The organism is Priestia endophytica DSM 13796, assembly GCF_900115845.1.
Lineage (GTDB): Bacteria > Bacillota > Bacilli > Bacillales > Bacillaceae_H > Bacillus_I > Bacillus_I endophytica.
In genome coordinates, this window is the sequence record NZ_FOXX01000009.1 from 138209 (window position 1) to 162740 (window position 24532).

Annotated in this window: 24 protein-coding genes, 1 pseudogene and 1 riboswitch; of the genes and pseudogenes, 5 read left to right on the plus strand and 20 right to left on the minus strand. The window is 35.7% G+C overall.

Going from position 1 to position 24532, the window contains the following annotated elements; genetic code table 11:
* Window positions 1–42 precede the first annotated feature (42 nt).
* From BM012_RS17160 to BM012_RS17210, 11 genes are all read right to left on the minus strand, one after another.
* Window positions 43–966 (minus strand): dihydrodipicolinate synthase family protein, encoded by a 924-nt coding sequence (locus BM012_RS17160; protein WP_235606201.1) that lies wholly within the window; start codon window positions 964–966, stop codon window positions 43–45.
* A 231-nt stretch (window positions 967–1197) separates the two neighbouring features.
* Window positions 1198–1746 (minus strand): HD domain-containing protein, encoded by a 549-nt coding sequence (locus BM012_RS17165; protein ID WP_061805865.1) that lies wholly within the window; start codon window positions 1744–1746, stop codon window positions 1198–1200.
* A gap of 106 nt (window positions 1747–1852) precedes the next feature.
* Window positions 1853–2071 (minus strand): hypothetical protein, encoded by a 219-nt coding sequence (locus BM012_RS17170; protein ID WP_061805866.1) that lies wholly within the window; start codon window positions 2069–2071, stop codon window positions 1853–1855.
* Window positions 2072–2186: 115 nt separating this feature from the next.
* Window positions 2187–3641, minus strand: a complete 1455-nt coding sequence (locus BM012_RS17175; protein ID WP_061805867.1) for a sensor histidine kinase — start codon at window positions 3639–3641, stop codon at window positions 2187–2189.
* Window positions 3629–4309 carry a response regulator transcription factor gene (locus BM012_RS17180; RefSeq protein ID WP_061805868.1) on the minus strand — a complete coding sequence of 227 codons (681 nt, stop codon included), beginning with the start codon at window positions 4307–4309 and terminating at the stop codon, window positions 3629–3631. Before BM012_RS17180 ends, BM012_RS17175 begins: the two co-directional genes overlap by 13 nt.
* A 7-nt stretch (window positions 4310–4316) precedes the next feature.
* Window positions 4317–5087: an ABC transporter permease gene (locus tag BM012_RS17185; protein ID WP_061805869.1), complete on the minus strand. Its 771-nt coding sequence runs from the start codon at window positions 5085–5087 to the stop codon at window positions 4317–4319.
* A gap of 15 nt (window positions 5088–5102) precedes the next feature.
* Window positions 5103–5930, minus strand: a complete 828-nt coding sequence (locus BM012_RS17190; RefSeq protein WP_061805870.1) for an ABC transporter permease — start codon at window positions 5928–5930, stop codon at window positions 5103–5105.
* Entirely contained in the window at window positions 5927–6652 is a 726-nt protein-coding gene (locus tag BM012_RS17195; RefSeq protein WP_061805871.1) for an ABC transporter ATP-binding protein, read from the minus strand. The genes BM012_RS17190 and BM012_RS17195 overlap by 4 nt, the downstream gene beginning before the upstream one ends.
* Window positions 6653–6714: 62 nt before the next feature.
* The gene (locus tag BM012_RS17200) at window positions 6715–6969 is read right to left on the minus strand and encodes a hypothetical protein (protein ID WP_019394615.1); all 255 of its coding nucleotides are present in this window, start codon (window positions 6967–6969) and stop codon (window positions 6715–6717) included.
* A complete protein-coding gene (locus BM012_RS17205) occupies window positions 6962–7330 on the minus strand; it encodes a hypothetical protein (protein ID WP_061805872.1) in 369 nt (122 codons plus the stop codon). Before BM012_RS17205 ends, BM012_RS17200 begins: the two co-directional genes overlap by 8 nt.
* A gap of 168 nt (window positions 7331–7498) precedes the next feature.
* A complete protein-coding gene (locus tag BM012_RS17210; RefSeq protein WP_235606202.1) occupies window positions 7499–8335 on the minus strand; it encodes a pentapeptide repeat-containing protein in 837 nt (278 codons plus the stop codon).
* Window positions 8336–8817: 482 nt separating this feature from the next.
* Window positions 8818–9009: riboswitch (cobalamin riboswitch) on the plus strand.
* 130 nt (window positions 9010–9139) lie between these two features.
* Between BM012_RS17210 and BM012_RS17215 the strand changes: the two genes are divergently transcribed.
* Both BM012_RS17215 and BM012_RS17220 read left to right on the plus strand, forming a co-directional pair.
* Entirely contained in the window at window positions 9140–9937 is a 798-nt protein-coding gene (locus BM012_RS17215; protein WP_061805874.1) for a HoxN/HupN/NixA family nickel/cobalt transporter, read from the plus strand.
* Between the two features lie 255 nt (window positions 9938–10192).
* Complete coding sequence (locus BM012_RS17220) at window positions 10193–10678, plus strand: hypothetical protein (RefSeq protein ID WP_061805875.1); 486 nt, start codon at window positions 10193–10195, stop codon at window positions 10676–10678.
* An 81-nt stretch (window positions 10679–10759) separates the two neighbouring features.
* On the opposite strand, the gene BM012_RS17225 is transcribed toward BM012_RS17220, so the two are convergent.
* Window positions 10760–11113 (minus strand): hypothetical protein, encoded by a 354-nt coding sequence (locus BM012_RS17225; protein ID WP_061805876.1) that lies wholly within the window; start codon window positions 11111–11113, stop codon window positions 10760–10762.
* 634 nt (window positions 11114–11747) lie between these two features.
* Between BM012_RS17225 and BM012_RS17230 the strand changes: the two genes are divergently transcribed.
* A complete protein-coding gene (locus BM012_RS17230) occupies window positions 11748–12530 on the plus strand; it encodes a DeoR/GlpR family DNA-binding transcription regulator (protein WP_061805877.1) in 783 nt (260 codons plus the stop codon).
* 141 nt (window positions 12531–12671) lie between these two features.
* Here the strand turns inward: BM012_RS17230 and BM012_RS17235 are convergent, their stop codons facing one another.
* From BM012_RS17235 to BM012_RS17260, 7 genes and pseudogenes are all read right to left on the minus strand, one after another.
* Entirely contained in the window at window positions 12672–14876 is a 2205-nt protein-coding gene (locus BM012_RS17235) for a rhamnogalacturonan lyase (RefSeq protein ID WP_456238389.1), read from the minus strand.
* Window positions 14877–15075: 199 nt separating this feature from the next.
* Window positions 15076–16632 carry an MFS transporter gene (locus tag BM012_RS17240; protein WP_061805879.1) on the minus strand — a complete coding sequence of 519 codons (1557 nt, stop codon included), beginning with the start codon at window positions 16630–16632 and terminating at the stop codon, window positions 15076–15078.
* A gap of 153 nt (window positions 16633–16785) precedes the next feature.
* Window positions 16786–17730, minus strand: a pseudogene (gene bglB, locus BM012_RS17245) (beta-galactosidase BglB).
* Between the two features lie 3 nt (window positions 17731–17733).
* On the minus strand, window positions 17734–17871 hold the full coding sequence (locus tag BM012_RS26915; RefSeq protein WP_235606203.1) for a hypothetical protein: 138 nt from the start codon (window positions 17869–17871) through the stop codon (window positions 17734–17736).
* 239 nt (window positions 17872–18110) lie between these two features.
* On the minus strand, window positions 18111–18386 hold the full coding sequence (locus BM012_RS17250) for a hypothetical protein (protein ID WP_061805880.1): 276 nt from the start codon (window positions 18384–18386) through the stop codon (window positions 18111–18113).
* A gap of 101 nt (window positions 18387–18487) precedes the next feature.
* Window positions 18488–19273, minus strand: coding sequence for an arylamine N-acetyltransferase family protein (locus BM012_RS17255; RefSeq protein WP_061805881.1), 786 nt, complete (start codon window positions 19271–19273; stop codon window positions 18488–18490).
* A gap of 373 nt (window positions 19274–19646) precedes the next feature.
* Window positions 19647–20078, minus strand: a complete 432-nt coding sequence (locus BM012_RS17260) for a DUF4064 domain-containing protein (protein ID WP_061805882.1) — start codon at window positions 20076–20078, stop codon at window positions 19647–19649.
* 730 nt (window positions 20079–20808) lie between these two features.
* Between BM012_RS17260 and BM012_RS17265 the strand changes: the two genes are divergently transcribed.
* Window positions 20809–22110 carry an Nramp family divalent metal transporter gene (locus BM012_RS17265; RefSeq protein ID WP_061805883.1) on the plus strand — a complete coding sequence of 434 codons (1302 nt, stop codon included), beginning with the start codon at window positions 20809–20811 and terminating at the stop codon, window positions 22108–22110.
* A gap of 66 nt (window positions 22111–22176) precedes the next feature.
* Window positions 22177–23154, plus strand: coding sequence for a 2-hydroxyacid dehydrogenase (locus BM012_RS17270; protein ID WP_061805884.1), 978 nt, complete (start codon window positions 22177–22179; stop codon window positions 23152–23154).
* Window positions 23155–23192: 38 nt separating this feature from the next.
* Here the strand turns inward: BM012_RS17270 and BM012_RS17275 are convergent, their stop codons facing one another.
* On the minus strand, window positions 23193–24503 hold the full coding sequence (locus BM012_RS17275; protein WP_064505043.1) for a pectate lyase family protein: 1311 nt from the start codon (window positions 24501–24503) through the stop codon (window positions 23193–23195).
* Between the last annotated feature and the right edge of the window lie 29 nt (window positions 24504–24532).

Below are 24532 nucleotides of genomic sequence, written 5' to 3' on the forward strand. Positions count from 1 at the left end.
GCTAAAAGCTCTGAGTCTTTGTTGTTACTCTATTTAAAAAACTTAAGATAACGCAATAGAATCACCGAGAAACGTTGTTAAGAATGATTTCAACTCTTTTTTCTTCTCTTCACTAAGCTTGCGGGTTGGAGCTAATACATCTGTTGACACTTCTATCCCTCTTAAACGAATGGCTTCTTTGGCAACATTCATAAAGGGCGAGTCTAGTTTATATAAAAGCGGTAGGGGAGCAAGTTGACGATGAAGCTCGATCGCTTTTTCGTAGTCCCCTTTTTGAAAGGCTCTATAAATTCCAACAGATAGTTCTGGAGCAAAACTTGCTGAGAGCGGAATTGAACCATCTCCTCCTAAAGCTAGCGTATTAAATAGGTGATCATCATACCCTGAAAAAACGACAAAATGAGGTTTCTCTTTTTTCACTTTTAAAATGAGTTCTCTTGTATGACCTACAGCGTCAACTGTATCTTTAATTCCGACGATATTTGGATGTTCTTTAGCTAGCTTCAACACTAAATCAGGAGATAGATCTGTTCCTGTTAATGAGGGAAAGTTATATAGCATGATGGGGAGATCTACATTTTGCGCAATTTCAGTATAATGCTGAAAAAGACCTTCTTCGGTTAAGGGCCAATAATAAGGATTAATGACAACGATACCGTCAGCTCCCTTTTCTTGCGCATGAACGCTCAAGGAAATTGTCTCCATTGTGCTTGACGTGCCTGTACCAATGAGAACGGGAACACGACCGTTTACATAAGGAATAACAAACTCCGCTACTTCTCTTCTTAGCCCTGCTGACATTTGGCTAAATTCCCCTCCAGAACCTAAAAAGAAAAGTCCATCAACATTTGATTCAATTAAGAAATCAATTAGGTTTTTCATTCCTTTTTCATCGATGCGTCCATCTTCATATAAAATAGTTGGAATTGGGGGGATAATCCCTTTAAATATTGGATGTGACTTCACTGCAACCTCTCCTTTTCCTTTTATATAAAACGCTTTCATTTTAGATTTTCTGGATGTTTTTTTATCGTATCATATCCCGTGCTTTTTTAGTCATTTATTTGCATTTCGTTTATATTTTGCGAATTGAAATACCCACTACTTCACTCTCTTATGAGTTGTTTGAAGTAGTGGGTATTCAAAAATATAATTTAACTCCTCTAAGGTGCATTTTCGTACTTTTCTTATTGCCTTTTATTTCTTAAAAAAACTCTCTGCTTTTTCTTTAAACTTATAAAAAAATAGAGGTACTTCCTCTTCCTCTAAACCAATAAAAAGGTTATGGACAACGTTCAAATAGTACCACTTTTGCTTTTCATATCCCCGTTTAAAATGTTTCCACACTTCCTCTCCTTGCTCTTTGTAGTCTTTTTGTAGAGAATGTAAATTTGATAATTTATCAGCTGCAATAAGAGCTTTTACAAGTAATGACCCGCTTTTTGCAACAGCAATTGCATGAACTTTCCGCTCTTCCCAGCTTTTAGATTTATCTTCCGTATGAGCTCCAACAAGAGATGCGACTTCTTCTCCAAAAAGAGCCTTAATGTCTTCTAGGGTAACCTCTGTATCTTCAACCGTATCGTGAAGAAGACCTGAGATTACAACACTTTCTGGCAAGTTTGCTTCTTCTAATATTTCACTCACCTCGATAGGGTGAACAATATACGGAAGGGAACTTCCTTTTCTTTTTTGTTCTCCATGCATTTTAGTTGCAAATGCTAGCGCTTTTTCTTTTGCATTCATCCCATCACCTCTTGACGTCCTGTTGTTTTTATCATATGTGATATTGATGGAAAAACCAAACGTTAATACAATAAAGAAGCGGTTGCTAATGTAGCAACCGCTTCTTTTATTTATGCTTTTTTTCTGTCGAAGAAGAATCCTTTGTACGATGCTTTCTTTTTTCGTCTTTCTGATCCAGTTCAACCTCTTCCAGTGGAATATGATCGACGTTTTGTTGACTTTCAAATTTGTCTAACTCTGTTCGGTCTTTTACTTCGGATTCTTTTGAAGGTTCATTCTTTATACGTTCTTCTTCTTTATAATCATTATGTCTCGTTTTCGCCATTTTTTCTTCCTCCCTTTTTGAAGTATTCTATTATATTTTCTTTCGCATTTTCGTAGATAGTTATACTTCTTCTTTAACCTTAGTGAGAGAAATTCAAACGCAGTTAGAAAAACGGTTATGTAAGCGGAAGCTCTATTTTAATATATGCTCCCCCTTCTTTTTGATTATAAGCCTCAATTTCTCCACCGTGATTTTGGACAATAGAGTGCGCAATATAGAGGCCAAGCCCTGCGTTTCCTTCTGTACTTCCTCTTGATTGATCTTCTCGGTAAAACTTCTCAAACAGCTTTTTGTTATGATTTTGCGCAAACCCAGGTCCGCTATCTTTCACTTCAAATAAAACGGTCTCATTCTGGGTTGTAATATTCCACGTAATCTTTCCACCCCGAGGAGTGTAGCGAATACAGTTTGTGATCACATTATCAAAAGCTTGGGCAATAAGATGTGGATCAATATGGAAGAATTCCTGTTCACCATGGACCATATAAGAGAAATAAACGTCTTTTTTTTGGCTTAAAAGCTCAAATTCGCTCCCTTTTGATTCAACAAATTCTCTAATATTAATCGGTTCTTTTTTTACAGAAAACGTAACATTCTCTAAGACGGAAACATCACGAAGTTGATCAAGTAAGCGAATGGAACGAACCGTATTTCTAAAAATGGTTTGTAAATAATCATCAAGTCGCTTCAGATTGTTTTTACTTCCTTCAAGAAGTCCTTCTGTATGACCATGAATGATTGTAAGCGGGGTTCTTAAATCATGAGCAATCGCTGCTGTCATTTCTTTTCGGTCTTCTTCAAGCTTCCATTGACGTGTTAGTGACTCTTTAAGAGCAACTCTCATGTCTTCAAATGCATGAACAAGCTGATCTAATTCTCTCGATTCTTGAACTTTCGGTAGCGAAAACTCCAAGTCGTTACGCTGAATTTTATGAGATGCATCAATAAGCTCGTTGAACGGTTTCTCAATTTTCCGGCTAAAGCGACGTCCAAACAGATAAGAGAAAAGATAGAAATAAAGAAACGGACTACTAAACAATAAAAACGTCGCTCCCACAATAAACAAACGGTCCTTTGGATTAGAAGAAGCAAGCGTTAATTTGTAGCGCAACAAAACAGCGCCATTTACTTCTTTTTCTCTATTAAACAGTGGATAGAGTTTAACAAAATATGTACCATCATGGATATCACTGTTCAGCTTAGAATAAAGGTCTCGTTTACTTCTGATATACGTTTTTTCAATCGAACCGTATACAACATCCCCTTCTTTATTCAGAATTTGATAGCCAATTCCTTCTGTTGGAATCTCTTTTTCAAGTCTGCTTTGAAAACTTCGGGATGTAACATCGCTTTCATGTTTTTGAACAAATGCGAGCACATCAGGGATTTTTTTCTCATAGTAGTTAGCAGGATTCAGCCCGTTCGGAATAAGGAATATAATGGCGCATAGCACAATAGCTCCTGCAGTAATAATGGTCGCAAGTATACTAAATAAGAGGACAAGATGAAAAGACGTAACAAGCTGGGTTCTTAGACTTGCGCTCTTTTTCCATTTCTTCAACTTACCCATTTGTATCCAATGCCCCACACTGTTGAAATGTAGTCTCTGCATCCTTTGTATTTAGAAAGTTTAGCGCGAATTTTTTTAATATGTTCTGTCACTGTTGAAGAGTCTCCTTCCGCATCATATCCCCAAATTTTTTCATACAGCTGCTCTCGTGTGAACACTTGTCCTGGATGAAGCGCTAGAAAGTGCAGAAGCTCAAACTCTCTTGATGTAAATGGAAGTTTTTCATTGTTATATAAAATTTGATAGCCGTCTAAGTCAATTGTTAAATAGCCAAAATGAAGTCGATTATATGCTGTGCTTTCCGTCCGCTTCTCTCGCCTCAAATGAGCATAAATTCTCATTTTTAGCTCCTTCATGCTAAATGGCTTTATTAAATAGTCATCTCCTCCAACTAAAAGACCTTTGATCCGATCTTGCTCGGTTTGTTTTGCACTTAAAAACAAAATCGGACAAGAGACATTTTTACGGATAAGTTCACAAAGCTCAAATCCGTCCATTTCAGGCATCATCACATCTAAAAGAATAAGATCTGGTCGTTCTTTTAGTTTAGTGAGCGCCTCTTTTCCATCATAGGCACATAGCACATCATATCCTTCATCTTCTAAAGCATCTCTCATAAACGAGATAATTTCTTTCTCATCATCCACAAGCAGAATTTTTTCTTGCATTTTATCTTCATCCTATCCATTCTTTTTTCTTCCATACGGTTATATTTATTATAATGCTAAGTCCCAATATTGGAAATAGAAGGAATAAGAAATTTTCAGAGCTTTTACCGCTTAGTTGATAAAAAATCGAATCGGTCATTGAAAAGAAGAAAAGAAGCTGATCTGACGCATAGACACTCCCAATTAATATAGCGATTAATCCAACATATGAAAGAATGGCATTTGGCATAAGAACGCTCACTAAGCTAGCAAGTGTAATAATTGTGAGAAAAATAGCAAACGCAATGCCGTAAAATTTAAGCGTATAGAGAAATGCTCCCATCGCATCTACATCATGCCCACCTAAAAATACCGTATATTCTACATTCGGCATCACAATTTTCCCAAACAAAAACCCGGTTACACCTGTAATAACTAACACACCGAAAAACAGAAAACATTGAATAAACCACTTCGCTAAAAACAGCTGTAAACGTGACTGAGGACGAATTAATACAAGGCGCAGTGCCCCTGACGCATATTCTCCGTTAAAACTATCTACAACAAGCATTGGAATGAGAATAAATGTAAGAAAGAAGGCTAAATCTCGTAAATAAAGGGTAGAAGAATTTAGCGAATCCATCTTTACATCATGTTCCGGATCAAAGAAAGTGGTTCCTCCCATTGCAAATAAAAACAAACATTCAAATCCAAGCAATAACAGATAAACAATAAGCATAATAATAGTCTTTTTTCGTTTGAAAGTTCTTTCTAGTTCACTCCAAATTAATTGTTTCATTTCTGCTCTCTCCTTTTATAAAAATGTTTCTTTTTTTCGAAGTGTTAAAAATGTAAGCATGCTAAAAAACAAAATATAAAACCCCATCACTCCTAGATTCCATAAAACAAACTGTGGTTTTTCAGCAATCATCGTTGTAATACCTTCATGTTGAATCATTGGAATTGAAGTAAAAAAGAATTTTGCAAACGTTACTTGATCAATAAATCCACTAAATACTTTTAACATATAAGGATAAGAGAATGAAAAAAGTAAGAAACCCACTCCTCCTCCAATGGCTGCTGTCGTTGTTTTACTCACAACGGCAATAAATACGAGTACAGCCCCAATTGCAACGGTCGTTATATATGACAATCCATAGAACTCAAGATTATAAATTAAGCCTTCTTTAAAGCTAAACAACTCGTTATGATAGAAAACAGCATAGTTTGCCTGATTATCAAAGAAAAAGAATCCTATTAAATAACTACTCAAAAAATAGATGATAAAAAAGAGAAACAAGAAGCCCAGTATAACAAGCACTTTAGCTGTGACAAGCTCACCAAGCGAACGAGCTCGAATCATCACCATGCGCAACTGTCCTGTTCGGTATTCTTCTGTAATCATCAACGTAATAAAAACAAGTAAAAGCGCATTAAAGACGGTAAATAACATCTCAGATAACCCAAGTACAGCAAAGTTCCCTGTGAACGTATATTCCGGTAAGTCTGGACTTAGCTGCCCGTTTTGCTTTTGCAAATACGAAGCAGCAACAAGTAGTCCAGCAGGCGCCATCGCCAACACAATCCACGTTAATTTCCGTTTAAAAAGTCGCTCCCATTCCGCTAAAATTAAGGCCTTCATCGTGACACCAACTCCACAAACGCATCTTCTAAATTTTGATTTTCAGATGCAAATTCATTTAAATCTCCGTTCCACATCAGTTCTCCTTCTCTAATCACAACAATCTGGTCGCAAACGCGCTGTAATTCATCAAGCAAGTGACTCGAAATTAAAATTGTTTTTCCATACTCCTCTTTTAGCTTGAATAAAAGCTCGCGTAGTTCTCTTACTCCAATGGGATCAAGTCCATTTGCTGGTTCGTCTAATATCAGAAGTTCAGGATTTCCTAAAAGAGCTTGCGCAATCCCTAGTCGCTGCTTCATTCCAAGCGAGTAAGTGCGAACTTTATCATCTTCCCGCCCTGTTAATCCAACAATTTCGAGCACTTCACATACTCTTTTTTCACGTTCACTTTTAGAACTAATGTGAAGACGCGCTAGATTATGAAGATTTTCTCCTCCTGTCATATACGGAAAGAAAATGGGCGACTCAACAATTGCTCCTACTTCCTTTAACGCTTCTTTACGATCTGTCATAATGTTTTTTCCATTTAATAAAATTCGACCCCCTGTTGGTTTAATTAAGCCTGTTAGCATACGGATGAGCGTTGTCTTCCCAGATCCATTTGGCCCTAATAACCCGCAGATGCCTCCACCTTTAACACTGAACGACACTCCCTTTAATAACGAGCGTTTTTTCATTTTTTTAGATACGTTTTGGACATTTAAAATTGTATTTTTCATAAGAAAATCCCTCCTAACGTCAGTATAGGAGGGAATTATAAACATTTTATAAAGTTTTAGAACTAAAGAAAAAATTTTCCTGCTGCAACAAGAGCAGCAACTTGGGCGGCCACTTTTAGAAAATCCACAAAAAAGCTGTGCCAGCCAACTCCTTTTTTCACAGAGCTTTCAATTGTATCAAGCTGCTTTTGAATGATCTCAAGCTTGTATAAAATGGTCTCTTTCTGAATCGTAAGCGCCGTAATCTCTTTATCTTTTTCACTCATTCGATTTTCGAGTTTTGCAACACTTTCTGTTAATGACTCAATCTTATTCATCCTCTTTCACATCTCTTGTTCCCCATAAAGCAAGGAGAGCTATCGCAAAATAAACGCCTACTCCCGTGTTCAAGGGTTGCTTTGCTAGAATAAATCCTGCTGCCATCATTCCATACAAAAACGTTGATGAAAGCAGTGACATCTTACGCATCCACGCTTTCCCCCATACAAGTCCAAGAATAAGGGAAATCAAACTTAAAATAAAAATACTTGCCCACTCTGCTTCATTGCCAATTTCCTGAAACGTATAAAAAAATTCAGGACGATTATGAAACAGCTCATCATTTACTACTAGAACCATAGACCACCACGCTGTAATAACGATTAAAAACATTTCAATAAAAACATTTCGTCTTTCCATAGCATGCCTCTTTTCTATTCTAGCTTCTATACTCTATGAATTTTTCTTAATACTTGTCACACTTTTTATATAGATGAAAAAGAGATTTTGAATAAGCCTGAAGATAACAAGCCCTTCCTTTCTCTACAAGCCATTAAAATAAAAAAGCGTAATAACTTTTAAAAGTTATTACGCTTTTTTCCAATGATCTGGCACTTTTAATGATGGTGGCAACTTTGTATGACTATTTCCCTTTGCTGCGTTTACTTGTGCTTGAGTAAGAAAAAGACTTCCCGTCAAATCTGCCCCGCTAAGATCTGCATCCCTAAAGTCTGCTCCAATTAAATCTGTAAAACGAAGGTCTGCTTCTCTAAGGTCTGCCGCAATAAGAAGAGCTCCTCTTAGATTCTCTCCTTTAAGTTTTGCTTTCCTAAGCTTAGCCCCTATATAGTCACTACTATACTTTCGTTTTTTCTTATGAGTGATTTGCGGACGAGCTAATTCACTTGTTTGTAAAAGCAGCGTATTTACTTTTGCTCTATGCCCAGCAATATCTATATGTAAAATTTCTTCTGGAGATTGTTCTGTCATCTTTTCTGTTTCTCTGAACATCTCCCTTAGCTCAGTATGAATAGATTTTGTTTCCTCGTAGCTCATTGCTTCATATAAGTAGGAAAGCATTTCATGAAGCTGCTGAACAATCGGATAGACGCTAAACATTTGTTCAGCATATTGTTTATTTCCTTTCCACTCTTTCCCTTTGTATATGATTCTAGATACTTTTTGACCTGCTCCAAAACATTCATAAGCGACACAACCGCGAAACCCTTCCTGAATTAAGTTATCATGAATGCCGCACAAGTAATGATCTTGTAAATTCTGGCAAGGTGTTCCGCCATCTTTATCAAAAGCAAAATCAGCTGACTTTGCGTATGGCAATGCAACACAGCATAAACCAAAACAGCTTGTACAGTCTGAACTCAATGCTTTTTGAACTTCTACTTTATTTTCTAATTCAATCGACACTCTCATCCCATCCCTTTTCTCATCCTGCTATATTCATATTAAAAGGAATGATGTAAAAAAGGAAGAGGGTTGTAAATTAGATTTCCATTCTGTTCATATTCCTTATTAACCAAGGTGATGACGTTTTCTAACTATGTAATGGCTTAAGAGTACTAATGGTTGTAATATAAACAGGTTTTAGTCAGCAAAATTCAAGAATGATCTTTTTCATTAAAACATGTCCCGCTCTTAATCCTACTCGTATTCCCCTTTTCAATGTTCCTTCTTGATACTGTTTGGCAAGAGCTCTACACTAAGAATTTGGATCTGAATTCCCTTGAATAATGAGGATGTTTTTTATCAATTATCATCCTTTCTTCCTTTTTATACATCATATTGGTAGTTTATAAGTAGGCTAGACCTTTAAAAAGAAAAAGATTCATTTGTAGGATTTAACTTTTTCAAAAATATGGTATACTACCCAAAAAAGCATATGAACATAATAATTAATTCGCAGTTTAGGGTCTCTTCCTTTTTTAAAGTAGGAGGTAACAGGGAACCAAGTGAAAAACTTGGGCGGTCCAGCCACTGTGATGAAGGAGTTTTTCGCCAGATGCCACTTAACAACTATTAGGGAAGGCGGTGAAAAGTGATGATTTCAGAGCCAGGATACCTACCTAATCTGTACGCTAGGATCTTCTAGGAAAGAGAGTAGTGTATACATATTCAGCATTGTTTATTTGTGCTGCTTATTTGTTATACATATTTCCCTCAACTCTAGAAATGGTTGGGGATTTTTTATTTTTATTAAGGGAGGTTATAAAATTGGAAGGTTTATCACTTTTTGCATTTGTATTTGTTTTAGGATTAAGACACGGCCTTGATGCAGATCATTTAGCTTTTATTGATGGTCAAACAAGGTACAACTGGCGTATGGGAAGTCCTTTCTCAAGATGGGTTGGTACCTTATTTTCGTTCGGACATGGGGGTGTTGTCGCATTAACTGCTGGAGTTTTAGGAATGGTGATGAGTAACTTTACGTTCCCATCATACTTTGACACTTTTGCTTCTTGGGTATCTATTTTATCTTTATTTTTGATTGGTACATTAAATACGTACAATTTAATTCGAACAAGAAGTAGTAAGGAAGAGTTTCAGCTTAGTGGTTTAAAAGGGAAATTCATTCCGAAAATTGCAAAAGGAACAACAAATCCGCTTCTTATTATTCTTGTTGGTGCTCTCTTTGCCCTAGCAGCCGAAACAGTGAGTCAAACAGCTGTATGGACGTTAGCTGCTGGCAATTCAAGCTCATACACTCCCTTATTATTAGGTCTTGTATTTATGGTTGGCATGATGATTACGGATACAATTGATTCTTTTGTTGTGCACAAAATGGTCAAGGACTCAAGCAAATTTGGTCAAGCTGCTTCACGCCTTATGGGCTGGGTCATCGTTGTACTAGCCTACAGCGTCTCTTTCTATCTTGCTTTTACATTCTTTAATCCATGGGCGGAAATAGACTTTGAGATTGTTGGCGTTGTACTCTTTCTATTTCTTCTTTCAATGTTTATTTTTGTCCGGCTCAAAGCTAAAAAAGCAAACAACAGTGTTCAATCCGTGTAACAACTGTGAGTTTATCCGAGAGAGCAACACATCCGCTGCTCTCTTTTTCTCTACCTTAAACAAGCCAGCCTGTAATAAGAAGAAGGTTTGATAGAAATTCTCTCATTTTATTCTTCCTTCTATCACAAGCAGTTCTTCTCTTCTGTCGTATTTTCTCTTTTTAAAAATAGAAAATTTCCCTTCATATAATGTAGAGAAAGCCCTCATTTAGGGTAATGATACACATAAAGGAAAATGAATAGGAGGCAGTCATTTATGAATATGAATCTTGTCATCATTTTACTTGCTTTAGCAGGACTTCTCATTATTTGCTGTAAGACCTTTAGCTCTCCTTATATTGCGTGCAATGCCGTCGGGACATTTTGCAGTTTATTTACTGCTCTGGCTATGATTCAAAAGCAGCTTTCAATCATTGAAGGACTTATTATCATCTGTGCCATATTAGCTCTCGCTTACCTCATTTATACTCCTTTAAAAACAAGCTTATTTGTTCAAAACTGCTATATTATGTTTAATGTTAATTTCTCTAAATCACAAGAAATTATAGAAAGAAAAAATCCTAATATTACGGTTATCACTAAACCGTTAAACACTCTTATTCTTTCCTACAAAGAGCACCAAGCAGAACAGGCACATCATCTAAAAAAGGCACTTAAACAAGAAGCACAGGGTATGCCACTATCTGGCTTTCTTCTTCTCTCAAGCTCTATTATTCTCTATTTATGGCAAGGGATTAGCTAAAACCGACCTAAAAAAGCAGTGAGAAACACAAAGCTTCTCACTGCTTTTTTTACTTCATCTCATACATTGATATAAACGGTCTTACATGTTGAAGTTTCGAACAATTCTTTTAATGATGTTTTGTTCTCCCTCTTCTAGTTCACTCATTATGTCTTCAAAAGCTCTAGTTGATTCATATGTATTTAATACTTGAAGTGCCGCAATACTATAGTGACCAATTGTATCTTTTCCAAATACTTTATGAATCTCTTCATTTCTACACTTGCTTAGCTCAATAAGTTTAAAAACGACTTCTGCATTGGATATGTTACCCTTTACAATTTGGATAAGAACCGTCACTTGCACTTTTGGATTTGGGTAATCTAAACATTCTATGAATGCTGCCTCATCAACCATGTTTTTTGTTTTCTCTTCCTTTACAACTGGAACTCTCAATATTTTTCCTCCACATTTGTAGTAATCCGTTGTTAGTGAATGATGTGAGTTGCTTTTATCTGTTGTCTCTACTACATATGTTATGTATTACAGTTAGAAACAAACTTAAGCAAGCTAGGGTTCTATCTTATACTATATTATGCCCTCTTCTCCTCCCTTTTTTTAAAAATGATAGTAACCTATAATATGTATTGTAAATTGTTTTTTAATATGGTCATGTTGACCTTTACATGATAAATCTTACCAGATTCCACTCCTTCTATAAAGTAGCATTTAAAAAGGATAAGAAATTTTCAGTTTTAAAAGTGACATGTTTTGCAATAAATACTTACATAAAAAACCTCTATAATAAAACAATTATATTATTATCGTACTTGGATTCAAAAAACAATTCAACGAAAACAAACTTTTAATGTTTTTTTACTTTTATTTATATTCGTTCCACTCTTATTATTTATGTTTTTTCTCCTCTCTTAACCTTTGAACGTTTTTAAAAGAACGCGTTCTTCTAAGAAAGCGTTAAATACAGAGTGAATTTATATTAAAAAGTGTGATATGATGAGACAAAATAAAAAGAAAACAACATATTTATCTGTAATTTATTTTACAGATAATATAGGAAAGGACGTTATGAATGCTAGTAGCCGAAAGACAACAAAAAATTGTGGATCTAGTTAATTTACGATCAAGCATTCGAGTTTCTGAGCTTAGTGAGATTTTTTCTGTTACAGAAGAAACCATTAGACGTGATCTTGAAAAACTTGAAAAAGAAAACAAATTACGAAGAAGTCACGGTGGCGCAGTGAGTGTTCAAGAAAAAGAAAGCGAAATAGATTTCTCAGAACGAGAAATTACAAATGTATTGGAAAAGAAAGTGATCGCTCATGAAGCTGTAAAAAGAGTAGAAAACGGTGACCGGATTATTCTTGATGCAAGTACAACAGCATGGTATATGGCCAAAATACTCCCTAACATTCCGCTCACTGTCATTACAAACTCCATTAAGGTTGCGATTGAACTTAGCAAAAAAGACCGAATTGAAGTAATTTCAACTGGTGGGATCCTGCTTCCAAAATCATTGTCTTATGTAGGACCGTTAGCGGAACGATCTCTTGAGAATTATCATGTTGATAAAGCCTTTCTTTCCTGTAAAGGTATTGATTTAAATAGTGGATTAAGTGACTCAAACGAATGGCAAGCTCTCTTAAAAAGAAAAATGATTGAAAGATCCAATAAAACGTTCTTGATGGTCGACTCTAGCAAGTTTGGTTACCGAGAGTTTTCACATATCTCTACTCTAGATCATGTTGATGAAATGATCGTGGATATAAAACTCCCTCCCCATTCTCAAGAGAAATTAAAAGAAAAAAACATCATTGTTACACCCGTTGACTTTGTTGATAAACCTGCTTCTTAAACAAACTTATTTTACGATAAGTTTGTTTTTTTGCATTTCACGGGAACTAAGACAAATTTTATATATTGTTTTAGTTCTGTTTTCAAAAGAATATAAATAGAAAAAGCCGGAGCTCTTTAAAGCTCTGACTTTTTCCTTAACTTAGTGATGTTTTTTCAAAAGAGGAACGTCACGCCAATTCATATCAGAAGCAAAATAGAAGCTCGGATATGCAGGTTGATTATAACCCGTATTTTGGTTGGCAATTCCTGTTCTGTACTGCTTATCGTGCATCAAGGTATATAACTTATGATTTGTCTTTTCTGTGCTCATATATATGCGAAGCGCTGAACTGTCCGCTTTCTTCACAATAAGTTCTTCTCTCCAGTCTCCAAATACGTCAGCAACTAAGCTTGGGTTCCCTTTTGTACCGTTGTTTGTACTCGTATTTGTAGCTGTTAGTAATCGTCCCCTTTTCCAATCATCAATTGTTGGCGACTCCGCAAAGGTTCCATTAATGAGTTGGGTGGTCATATCAGTTCCCCATCTAATGCTCATATTTGTTCCTGGAAACTTCTGGTCTATTTTTTGGCTATCAGCGCTTAATAGACTTGTAGCCCACATTTCTAATCCTTCATGAGCAGGATCAATATCTCCTACAATCCCGCGACCTGTATCTTTACCTGTATATTCTCCAACAATCACTTCTCCTGTTTTCGCATCGCGTAAACTATAGCCATAAGGTGCTTTTGTACCATTTTCATGCACCATAAAAATTTCTAGTCCGCTTCTTTTCGGATTAATGTCCGCAACATGCAGTGTATCCCCGTGACCAAGCTTTACCCCTTCACCACTCTTTTCACTTTCAGTCGGCATCTTACCGTATGAGCTATATAGCAACTTACCATTATGATCAATTGTTGCGCCTCCATACACTATTTCTTGTTTTCCATCATTGTCAACATCACTTGTTGTAAGATAATGAGCGCCTTGGTTTGTAAGAGTACTATATTTTTTATTCTTTCCATCTTTTTCATGTGGATTGCTGTTAAACGGGTTACTCATCGATGTCCATCCACTATCAACAGCCCAATATTTTTTAAGTTCTTTTCCATCCCAACGATATGAAACAAGATTTGCTCTTGTATAATATCCTCTTGCAAAAATAGCGTATGGTTGATCCCTTTCAAGGTAAGCAACACCTGAGAGAAACCGATCAACTCTGTTACCTGGTTCAATTCTTGGCGTTGCATAGTCGCCCCACATCAATCCATCATCATAGCGCTGAGGTTCATAGTTTATCGTTTCGAGCTCTTTACCTGTTGCACCTTCAAATACGGTTAAATATTCGGGTCCTTCTAAAATAAACCCTTGGAAGTCACGCAGTTTATTTCGTTCACTTCTCTTTGGTGCATATTCATCCATAAAGTAGTCAGCTAAACTTTTTGCATCCTCCCGTGATAAGGGATAGCGATACTTTTTAGCGATTCCAAAACATTCTTCAAGTGTTTTTGGCCAATTTCCTTTTTGAACTTCTTCATGATTGTGCCAATTCATAAACATCTTCACAACATGATTATAGTAATCTTCACTGCTCATTCGGTAATCATCGCTATGACGATAGCCTGCTTTTATATCTCCTTTAGGCATTGTGATAAACTTCTCCCGTTCTACATTTTCACGCTTATCAAGCTGAATTGTTTTTGTCCCTGGAGCTGTTTTGAGCATCATCTCTGCTTTTCCATCTTGATCAAAATCGTATACTAAAAATTGTGTATAGTGAGCACCAGCTCTAATATTTACACCTAAATCAATTCGGTACAAAAGAGTCCCATCAAGTTTGTAGCAATCTATATACACATTGCCTGTATACCCTACTTGTGAAACATCTTTTGAATTTGATGGATCCCACTTTACAAAAAACTCGTACTGTCCATCGCCGTCCACATCCCCAACGCTCGTGTCATTCGCTTCATACATATAAGATTGCCCATCAGGTGTTCTTCCATCCTTTGGTTTCTTTAGCTTTAAATCGTAATATGCTTCGTTCATTGGCGTAATAACAGCACTTTTCCCTGTCCCTTTTTCATTTTTAGAAGAGGAAACATAATAGGTAGACTCTGAATTCCCCTCTCTGTCTAAAAAATTTGTACTGTCTTTTACAACCGCAATTTTCTTTCCGTTTCGATATACGTTAAAGTTCGCACCTGTTAACCCTGTTTTTGAATAGCCTGTTGCTTCCTGAGACAAAAAACGCCAGCTAAGATAAACTCCTTCTGAGGTGGAGACGGCTACTAATCCACGATCAAGCTTTTCTCCTCCATTCATTGTGTTCCCTTTCGCCTCTGCCCAAACAGGCGTTGTCATACATAATAGGGGTATAAACAGTATTATGATCATTCGATTTAAAAGTGATGGTTTCTTTCTCTTCATCTTTTCTCCTCCTTAAAACGCTTACAAAAAAAGAACTTCAACTCCCTTTTAATCGTAACGTTCGATCAGAATAGAATTGAAGCTTTAGATAATGAACAAGTAAATTTTCCTTATAGAACGAATATAAAAGAAGCTATAGCGTTGTTTTGATGTCAGGTCCTTCTTTTCGATTCTTTTTATAAGCCACATAGTTTTCATATCCAACAGGATTGTTTCCCCATGTTTTTTCATAGTCCCATCCTGTTAATTTTTCAACTACTTCACGAGCTTCAGAAGACGCTTCTTTTTTAAGACCGCCCTTTTTCAGCCGCTGAATTTCAGCTAACAATACAACATGATTTTCTTTTGTTAATTTATAACGATAAGAAATAAGTAAACCGCCAATAAGAAAGAGAAGCGTTCCGAAAAGCAAGATACTTGTAATTGTCTGAATAACGGACGAAGATTGAACATCTTGCCCAGAAACAAAGCCTGATAAGTCTAGTCCAACACCAACTAAGAAAACGGCCAGAGCTTGAGAAGCTTTTCTAATTAAACTCATCACACCAGCAAAGACTCCTTCGCGGCGCTGTCCTGTTAGAGCTTCATCAATATCAGGAATAAAGGCATAGTTGTTCCATGGAATATAGTTAAGGCCTCCGCGCCCTAATCCAGCAATGCCAATCATAATAAACATAAGAAGTAAACTGTTTTCAACGTTTGTGATTCTCAATGCGGCAAATCCTAAAATGCCAACCATAAAAAAGGCAATTGCTGTCCGATAAGCAGGCGCTGGATTCAATTTAATCGTCAACGTCATCGCAATCCATACTCCTACAATCTGGAGAATGTACATAACGGTTAAGAGGTTAGAAGCAATAATAGCATCATGCATGAGAGCAAAAACAATAAAGTACGTAAATACAGCATTAAATACGTCTTGACTTAAATAGCCTCCTAAATACATTCCTAAATGATGTCTAAATGTTTTAACACGAAGAGTTGAAAATAAATCAACGTACACTTTTTCAATTTTTTGAAGCAGCGTTTTCTTATCAATCTCTTTTTCAAGCGGAATTTCCGATAGTGGACGCTCCCACGTATTTTTATAGAGAACAACTAACACAACAACAAAAATGGCTGTAAAAATTAATCCTGAATAAAGAAAGCTTAGCGGATCATCTTTCCCTAGCGATTCAATAAGTCGACCAGGAATAAAGGAAGCGAAAACAGCTGAAATTTGCGCTACAAACATTCTTGCGCCAGTAAGCTTTGAGCGCTTTTTATAGTCATCTGTCATTTCTGCTGCTAGGGTGTCATAGGGAATTAAAATCATTGAGTAAGCGATTTCAAAAATGATGTAGGTTAACATATAGTACCAATAGTTAAATCCATCTACCCATATTAGCGCATATATAAGCATAAGTGGAATAGCTGCTAAAATGAAAAATTTTCTTCTGCCAAATCTTCGACCAAGCTTTGTTTTATGAAAATTGTCGGTAATATAGCCCATTGCAGGAGCTGCAACAGCATCCACAACCCTTGCAACTGCAAAGATGGAGCCAGCTTGCGTTGCTGTTAATCCACAAAATGTCGTATAAAAGTACATTAACCATGCAGCAGTGAGGGCAAATGCTCCCGCTCCTACAAAATCTCCTAATCCATAAGAAAGATAGTTTACAAATTTAATTTGTCGTTGAGGTTTACTCATCCTATTTCCTCCGTTTTCTCCAGCTTTTAAAAAGAAGCTTATAGACAAATAGCAATGTGAAACATCATTAGTGCTTGAGAAAGTAGATTAAAAAGAGAATGAAATAAGCTTATTTTTTAGTAGGAATTCATGCTATTTTCTATCGACTATGTTCTAAATGTTAAAATATAAGTATTCTACTAAACAAAGAATGGCCATAGATTGTCCATAAGGCATGCCTGTTATAGGAATCTTTTTATAAAAATCTTTTGTCATTCCCATTGCTGTTCCAGCAGAGACGTTTTGCAGCTCTCCTTTTTCATCAATATTGTGTATTACAGCTTCAACAGCCTTTAAGCCCATCTGTAAATATTTTTTATCAACATAGCGATGACGAACAGCTTTCAATATTCCAAAAGCAAAGCCTGCTGTACAAGATGCTTCAACATATGAAGAGGAATCTAGTAACAATGTGGGCCATAATCCATTTTCATGCTGACATTCTTCCAATGCTTCTAACTGACGATTCAACGTATTGATCAACATTTGACGAACAGGATCATTTGCTGGCATCTCTACTAAATCAAGAAACTCTGGAATGGCAATCGTAATCCAAGCATTTCCTCTTCCTCATATTGCTTCAGCAAAGTTATGATTTCCTTCAAAAGTCCATCCGTGAAACCATAAACCTGTTTTATTGTCACATAGGTATTTGATATGAATAAGAAACTGCTTTTTAGCTTCTTCAATGTATTCTCGTTTATTAAACAGCAAACCGATTTTAGCAAGTGGCAACATACTCATTATTAATGTGTCATCCTAAAGCTGCTGGTTGTTTTGGGATCCAAATACAATATGCTGAAATCCTCCATCTTTTGTACAAGGCATATCGTGATACAACCAATCTCCCCATGTTTCTAAATAAGGCAAATAGGTTGGGTTTTTTGTTTCTTCGTAGAGATATGTGAGCGTTAACATTTGAACCATTGTATTTACATTTTTTTCGACTGGCGGTTGTTCAAACTGCTGATCAAACCACTTTATAATCATATTTAATACGTTCTCAGTTTTTGTTAATTGATAATATTTCATCATTCCATATAGCCCAATTCCAGCGATCCATTACCAATAATTAAAATTTTTGTTATCAATCTTTCGTCCGTCTTTAAGCAGAATTGCATATTTTCCTTCTGGATCATCTAAATTCACTAAGTTGTCGATCAACAAGCTAATGGTTTGTTCAAGTTCTTTTCTATCCATTCTTCTCCCCTCCCTATAAAGCAAACGTTTTTAAAAAATATTACCTTTCAACACAAAAACAACAAATAAACCTTTATATACTTTTGTTTATTTCTGTTATTATTTATTATTATATTTACTTTGTTTTGTTTATGTCAATAATATATTCTCTATTTTCTGATTATTTATTTTTTCACACACAAAAAAAAGGCCCTAAGCTATGAATTAAGCTTTGGGTCCTTTCTAACTTACATTCTATTTTAAACTCCAAACAAGGCTGTTCCAATGATCATATACATAATAGGAAAGAGAAATAAAAGGACATTTACTATAGCTCCAATAAAGGAAATTGCTCTTTTCCTCGTTTTATAAGCTCGTAAAGCAAAGAAAATTCCTATTGGACAAAATAGGAGGGGAAGAAAAACAGGCATTCCTTGAATTCTTTCAAGTGGAACAATGTTAAATAAGAAGTTACAAATAAGAATAAAGGGAGTAAAAAATAGAACATATGATAAGACAGTAAACGTTTTCGACATGTGTTTAAGCTCCTTTTTTATACAAAAATCCGTTCTTTACTTTTTGATACTCCCTTTAGACGAGCTCCACTTTCCTATAGTTTCAAGCTTTCATGCTAAATTTACACTTTTTTCAATCCAAAATAGTTTTGAATCAACTTCTCGAATTCTTTCCTATTCATTTCTTTTTTCGTCATCTTTCCATCTTTCCACTCTGTAAAAGATTGTTCAGTTGCTGTTACATTTCCTTCATCAGTTAAGCGCGTTATAAGCGGTTTTTTATTAAAAGGAGACTGTGGGTGATTCACAATAATGTCTTGAACTTCGTTTAGTTTTCCAATTTCTCGAATAGACTCCCATGCATCAAAAGCATAGCCCCATTTCCAGTCCCTATCTTTATTTCTTACTTTCATTTCAAAGATATAGTTACCATGCTCTGTTTTTATCTTGCTTACTCTAAAATCTCCGTTACTAGACTGAACTTCTTCCCCTGTTAATGGAACAGGTTTTAATGGTAAATTCCCACCAAACCCTGTATCAATTAAATATGTTTTCTCTTTATAGTTAACAAGGATAGCGACGTGCGTTTTCCCAATGTCGTTCCATTTGTTATTTTCGTTTTCATAAATAACGCCTCGTACAAGCTTTACATCGAAGTTGTTTTCAACAAGAAATAAATAGAGGAGAGAATTCAGCTCATAGCATACTCCTCCTTCATTTCGCGTAAAAAATTTATGTGCTAAATTTTCTTCTGTAAGTTCACTTGTTCTATTTTCAATAATACATAAATTTTCAAAAGGAAGTTCTTTTGCTAATTGAGGAAGGATTACATGTAAATTATCAAATTCTATTTCTTCTCCTTGTGACATGCCAATCCGCTCTCGTAATAATGTATTTATCTTCTTCATAACATTTCCTCCTTATCTTCTACACTAAGTATGTTATGAATGGTTTTAAATCACAACAAAATAGCTCATATCTGCTCATTTGGTCAATGACAAACTAAAAAAGCGGCTTCACCCAATAGTGAAGCCGCTTTTTTGATGCTATTTCATATTTACAAAGATTTCTTTAAGAGCAGCTTGATCAACTTCAATTCGAAAAACATCAATATTATACTCTAAGAAAACTCTGTTTATTTTTGGAATAATCATTTTTTCTCTCAAAGTGAGTTCTGTAAAGGTTTCATTATGTATAATATTTTCACTTATAGTGATGTTGCTTTCTTAACTGACTCTTATTTTCCCCTTAATCTAATAGCCAACAAAATCTTAAGCTCCTCTAATATGTTCTACTAGTTTCTACTTTTTTTGATTTACGAACAAGTGCAATAATTCCAGCGATTAAATAAGCAATCCCACCAAATATACCTAAAATAAATGTTGCAACTGTTCCAAGAATAGCTGTAACAATTAAAATTCCTCCTGCTAACTTAGGTTTCTTGTTTCCTTTTAGATAAATGATAGAAACAATTCCTAATATAGCGCAAATAAGCGTCACAATAAGAATATAAAGAGCTCCATCATTAATAGTAGACGCCATCTCACTTGCACTAATGTTTGTAATATTGCTTTCATCTAGAGCTTGTTGAAAACCATTTATTACGTCTTGATTGTCTTGTGGAAGAGCAAGCACAAAACCGCTTCCTAACGAAACAACTAAAAAAAGCACAATTCCAATTACCGAAAACACAATTTCTACAACTCTACTCATGTTCTTCCTCCTTAGTCTTTTTAGATGATAAATTCATATTTCTCATATATTAAAGAAATAAAGCTCCCACAAAAACCAATTTATTCCTTAATTACATTTTAATAGTTTTTATTAAAGAGCGAAAGAGGTTCAGCATAAATTAAGTTAAAATTAAGGTAATCAGCTTTTAATTTTCATTCATGATTGCTAGGATTTAATCCTTTTTTAGCTCTTCTTAATCATTTTATTTTCTTACCCAGTTCCTTATTACTTGGCTGTAAAAAATATAAATCCCCCTCTCTTTTTCTCATAAACGGCTAAAAGAAGAAGCCGCTTTTTTTCAAGGGTTGATAAATATCCCCCTGGTTCAACGCTTCAATCAAAGATTTCATTCCCGTTTTTATCCATAGTTAAGCTCCTTTATCGTTCTTCTTATCTTTTTTCGAGTTTACTATTCTAATATTTTATTGACTTACATTTTTATTTGTCTTACAATAAATTTGATTATTCAGAATTTTTTAGGGAGGGATCTACTTTAAGGTTTATTTTGCTCTTTTTTTAAATCTAATAATTCCTAACTTATTGTTTCTCTATTATCGTTATTTCTACAATATCTACTTTAAGTCACACTAACGACTCTTCTCTTGATTGCTCTACTTTGCGTTGACATCCTCTGTATTTTTTCATCTTGTCAAAACCACTTAATTTCTGAAATGAAAGCGCATCCAAAAAGTGTATAAGGGGGATTTAAATGAAAAACGAGTCTAACTTACAAAACGCAGGAACTGTAGTTGAAAAAAGACAGTCTTTTCTAACAAAGTTTGCTAAAACGTTTGGTCCAGGTATTTTAGCAGTTTTAACATGGCTTGGTGCAGGAGATTTAGTGACTTCTTCTGTTGCCGGAGCTTCCTATGGATACAGCTTAATGTGGATCTTAGCTATCTCTCTTCTTCTCAGATTTCTCATTGTAAATGTTATTGCACGTTTTCAGCTTTGCAATAACGAGAATTTATCTCTCTTAGAAGGTTACGGACGAATTCATCCTTTTTTTGCTTATTTTCTTTTAATATATGCCCTCATCATGGGTCATCTTTTTAATTCATATATGATCAAAGGAGCAGGTGAAGTGCTATCAACGCTCCTTCATATTAACCAGCCATTTTTAGGATCTGTTATTGTTGTTGTACTTATCTTACTGTTAATCGGTCGAAACATTTATAATACGATTGAGAATGTGATGAAGATTATTTTAGGGCTGATGACAGTAGCCTTTCTTATTTTGGCAGTTCAGTCATCTCCTGACTTTGGAGAAATCGTAAAAGGTACAGTGGGTTTTAGCATTCCAAGTGATACAGGCTTACATGGCGCTTTTTTGTTAGCGGTTTCAATAGTTGGAGCTGTAGCTGGATCTATTTCTAACTTTGTGCATCCGTACTTTTTAAAAGAAAAAGGCTGGACAAAGCCGAAACACTTGAAAATTCAGCGTAATGATTTACTTTTTGCGATTGGGGTTTGTATTGTGATTAATTTGGCCATTTGGATTATTGGAGCCGAAATTTTAAAACCAAAGGGCATTGAAGTTGAAACGATTGATGATCTTGGAACAGCCTTGCAAATGCAGCTAGGACAAACAGGTTGGCTTATTTTTTACCTTGGGGTTTTTGGCGTTTTATTTGCAAGCATTGTTGGAAAATCGACAGGATATCCAAGACTTATTACAGATGCCTACTATGTAATTAATAAGAAACGAAAAGAAAAATATAACGGAAAATATAATAACGACCCTTTATTCAAATGGATTATGCTTTTTGTGCTCGTTACGCCAATCATTTGGTCTATCCCTGGTATGCCTGGTTTTATTACGCTTACAATTTTAGTGAATGCTTTAAACGTCGTTGGCTTCCCTGTTATTGCAATTGGTATGCTTGTCTTATCTAATAACAAAAGTCTTATGGGAAAATATCGCAACAACTGGTTTGAAAACTTATGCCTATTTCTTGCAACAGCCTTAGCTCTTTGGTCTTCTGTCCAACTCGCAATAGGATTCTTTTAAAAAAGGAGTTTAAGGATATAAAGTGGAAGTTTTAGAAGTGACAATTAAAAGAAAAGAGGAAACTTCATGAAATCAAAAGTTATCGTATATAAAAAAATGGATGAAAAGGTTTTGGAATTTATAAGAGAAACGTGTGAGGTCATTTACTTTGAGAAGCTACATTCAGATGTTTATCCAATATTTTTAGAAGAATTAAAAGATGCGGATGCTCTGCTAGGATCTGGTTTGAAAGTAGATGGAGACTTACTAGATCGTGCTCCACATCTAAAAATAGTGTGTAACACATCTGTTGGCTATGACAATCTCGATATGAGTGAGTTATCAAAACGAAATATTATCGCTACAAATACGCCTGATGTGTTAAATGATACGGTTGCAGATACGATTTTTGGTCTTTTGCTTGCAACAGCACGCAGAATGCCTGAATTAGATCAGTTTGTCAAAAATGGCGAATGGAAAGAAACGTTGAAAGAAGAGCATTTTGGTGTTGATGTTCATCATAAAACATTAGGAATCATTGGTATGGGAGGGGTTGGCTCTGCTATCGCCAAGAGAGCGCGTTTTGGTTTTGATATGGATATCTTGTATCATGGACGCTCTCGAAAAGAAGAAGAAGAACAAACATACAATGCAACATATTGTTCTTTAGAAGAGCTGCTACAAAAGTCTGATTTTGTTTGCTTAATGACACCTCTTACTCCTCAAACAGAAGGACTAATGGGAAAACGTGAGTTTGAGCTTATGAAACAGAGCGCTATCTTTATTAACGGCTCGAGAGGAAAAACCGTTGATGAAGAAGCCCTTATAAATGCTTTAAGAGCAGAAGAAATTTTAGGGGCTGGACTTGATGTATTTGCACAAGAACCAGTGAGCCCAGCCAATCCCCTTCTTTCTATGAAAAACGTTGTGACGTTGCCACATATCGGCTCTGCTACAGCTGAAACACGCCTTAAAATGGCAATGCTTGGAGCCGAAAATCTAGTAGCTGGATTAAAAGGAGAAACCCCTCCTAATCTTATTAAAGGAAGTATAGGAGTAAAATAGGAAAATCCTTTGTAGATATCTACAAAGGATTTTTCTTTTTACAGTTTCCCTGCGCCTGCTTGTGCTTTTACAGTTCCTGGAACAGATTGGGTTGGATTCATTTTTTTATATAAAGAAGGTTTCCAGCCTACCTTTTCATCTAATTTTGTGCCATTTTCTTTATTTGTTTCTTGAAGTAAATGAACTTGACGCTCTCCTGCTGAGCTCTTTACATACGAACCTTCTTCATAAATAGATGTTCCTTTCCAATCTTTAATAATATTCCCTAGAGGTACATTATAATCAAACGAGAAGTAGTTGTTTTGTGCATAAATCTTAGATTCTATTCCAACTCCTAATGCATATTGAAATGAGTAATCTGTACTTTTTGCGAATTCATAGTAGTTGTTGTACACATGAACTTCACCATAGCGAACACGAGGTAAGCGCTGCGTTAAATTTTTATAGTAGTTGTGATGAAGGGTTACTTTTAAACGCCCTCGATCACTTGTCTTACTATCACTTGATCCGATAATAGAGACTTTATCATGGTCTTGAAAAACGTTGTAAGAGGCGGTAACGTAGCTTGCTGTGTTTGTTACATCTAATAGTCCATCATGCTGTTGAAATTTGCGCCCAAAATACTCACCAAACCCTTTGTCATGATAGCGACCATCGCTAAATGTATTGTGATCTACCCAGACATGTTCTGCCCCATTTGTGACTACAATATTGTCATATTCAGAGTTCCACTCTCCTTGATCTCCATCAGTTGGATCCCATTGTGGAAAGAAATCTCTTGGCGCCTCAAATGCAAGATTTCGAACGATAACATTTTCTACTCCACTAATATTAAGACTTCCTCCCCAAATTTTAGCATCTTTACCTACTCCGATAATAGACGTATTAGAAGGAACATTCACAACAACCTGCTTTTTCTGTTCCTTTTGAGCACATACTCGTGCATCTTCAAGCGGTCCGCTCACTTCCTTATCATAACCCCACTTCTCTGGGCTGTAAGCTTTAAGGTAAGCATTAAAATCATAGCCACACTTTTTTGCATAGTGCTCAGCTGTTGCAGGCTGATTGTTTTCATCAACATTAAAATCAATTGATCCTTCAACATAAACGATTTTCGGCGTATTTCCGCTCTCTGAAAGAGCACGAACAAACTCACTTCTATTTTTCACTGTAAACGTATGACGACTGTCTGCTCCTGAGCCACCTGTTGTTCCTTTTCCATAAGAAGCCCAACCGTCATTTGAAGCAAGACTCTCTTTTCCGAGATTGCTAGAAGCTGCTGATGCTGTTGAAGTACTACCTGCAATGAGAAAGGATGCTAACACAAGCCCCTTCACTACTTTTTTCATCCTAAATCCCTCCTTTAAATCAAAATGTT

Excerpts from the sequence above, each read along its gene's own strand:
- BM012_RS17165 (WP_061805865.1), bottom strand. The coding sequence starts at position 1,746 with ATGAATGCAAAAGAAAAAGCGCTAGCATTTGCAACTAAAATGCATGGA.
- BM012_RS17170 (WP_061805866.1), bottom strand. The coding sequence starts at position 2,071 with ATGGCGAAAACGAGACATAATGATTATAAAGAAGAAGAACGTATAAAG.
- BM012_RS17175 (WP_061805867.1), bottom strand. The coding sequence starts at position 3,641 with ATGGGTAAGTTGAAGAAATGGAAAAAGAGCGCAAGTCTAAGAACCCAG.
- BM012_RS17180 (WP_061805868.1), bottom strand. The coding sequence starts at position 4,309 with ATGCAAGAAAAAATTCTGCTTGTGGATGATGAGAAAGAAATTATCTCG.
- BM012_RS17185 (WP_061805869.1), bottom strand. The coding sequence starts at position 5,087 with ATGAAACAATTAATTTGGAGTGAACTAGAAAGAACTTTCAAACGAAAA.
- BM012_RS17190 (WP_061805870.1), bottom strand. The coding sequence starts at position 5,930 with ATGAAGGCCTTAATTTTAGCGGAATGGGAGCGACTTTTTAAACGGAAA.
- BM012_RS17195 (WP_061805871.1), bottom strand. The coding sequence starts at position 6,652 with ATGAAAAATACAATTTTAAATGTCCAAAACGTATCTAAAAAAATGAAA.
- BM012_RS17200 (WP_019394615.1), bottom strand. The coding sequence starts at position 6,969 with ATGAATAAGATTGAGTCATTAACAGAAAGTGTTGCAAAACTCGAAAAT.
- BM012_RS17205 (WP_061805872.1), bottom strand. The coding sequence starts at position 7,330 with ATGGAAAGACGAAATGTTTTTATTGAAATGTTTTTAATCGTTATTACA.
- BM012_RS17220 (WP_061805875.1), top strand. The coding sequence starts at position 10,193 with ATGAATATGAATCTTGTCATCATTTTACTTGCTTTAGCAGGACTTCTC.
- BM012_RS17230 (WP_061805877.1), top strand. The coding sequence starts at position 11,748 with ATGCTAGTAGCCGAAAGACAACAAAAAATTGTGGATCTAGTTAATTTA.
- BM012_RS17235 (WP_456238389.1), bottom strand. The coding sequence starts at position 14,876 with ATGACAACGCCTGTTTGGGCAGAGGCGAAAGGGAACACAATGAATGGA.
- BM012_RS17240 (WP_061805879.1), bottom strand. The coding sequence starts at position 16,632 with ATGAGTAAACCTCAACGACAAATTAAATTTGTAAACTATCTTTCTTAT.
- BM012_RS26915 (WP_235606203.1), bottom strand. The coding sequence starts at position 17,871 with ATGGATAGAAAAGAACTTGAACAAACCATTAGCTTGTTGATCGACAAC.
- BM012_RS17250 (WP_061805880.1), bottom strand. The coding sequence starts at position 18,386 with ATGTCGAAAACGTTTACTGTCTTATCATATGTTCTATTTTTTACTCCC.
- BM012_RS17255 (WP_061805881.1), bottom strand. The coding sequence starts at position 19,273 with ATGAAGAAGATAAATACATTATTACGAGAGCGGATTGGCATGTCACAA.
- BM012_RS17260 (WP_061805882.1), bottom strand. The coding sequence starts at position 20,078 with ATGAGTAGAGTTGTAGAAATTGTGTTTTCGGTAATTGGAATTGTGCTT.
- BM012_RS17265 (WP_061805883.1), top strand. The coding sequence starts at position 20,809 with ATGAAAAACGAGTCTAACTTACAAAACGCAGGAACTGTAGTTGAAAAA.
- BM012_RS17270 (WP_061805884.1), top strand. The coding sequence starts at position 22,177 with ATGAAATCAAAAGTTATCGTATATAAAAAAATGGATGAAAAGGTTTTG.
- BM012_RS17275 (WP_064505043.1), bottom strand. The coding sequence starts at position 24,503 with ATGAAAAAAGTAGTGAAGGGGCTTGTGTTAGCATCCTTTCTCATTGCA.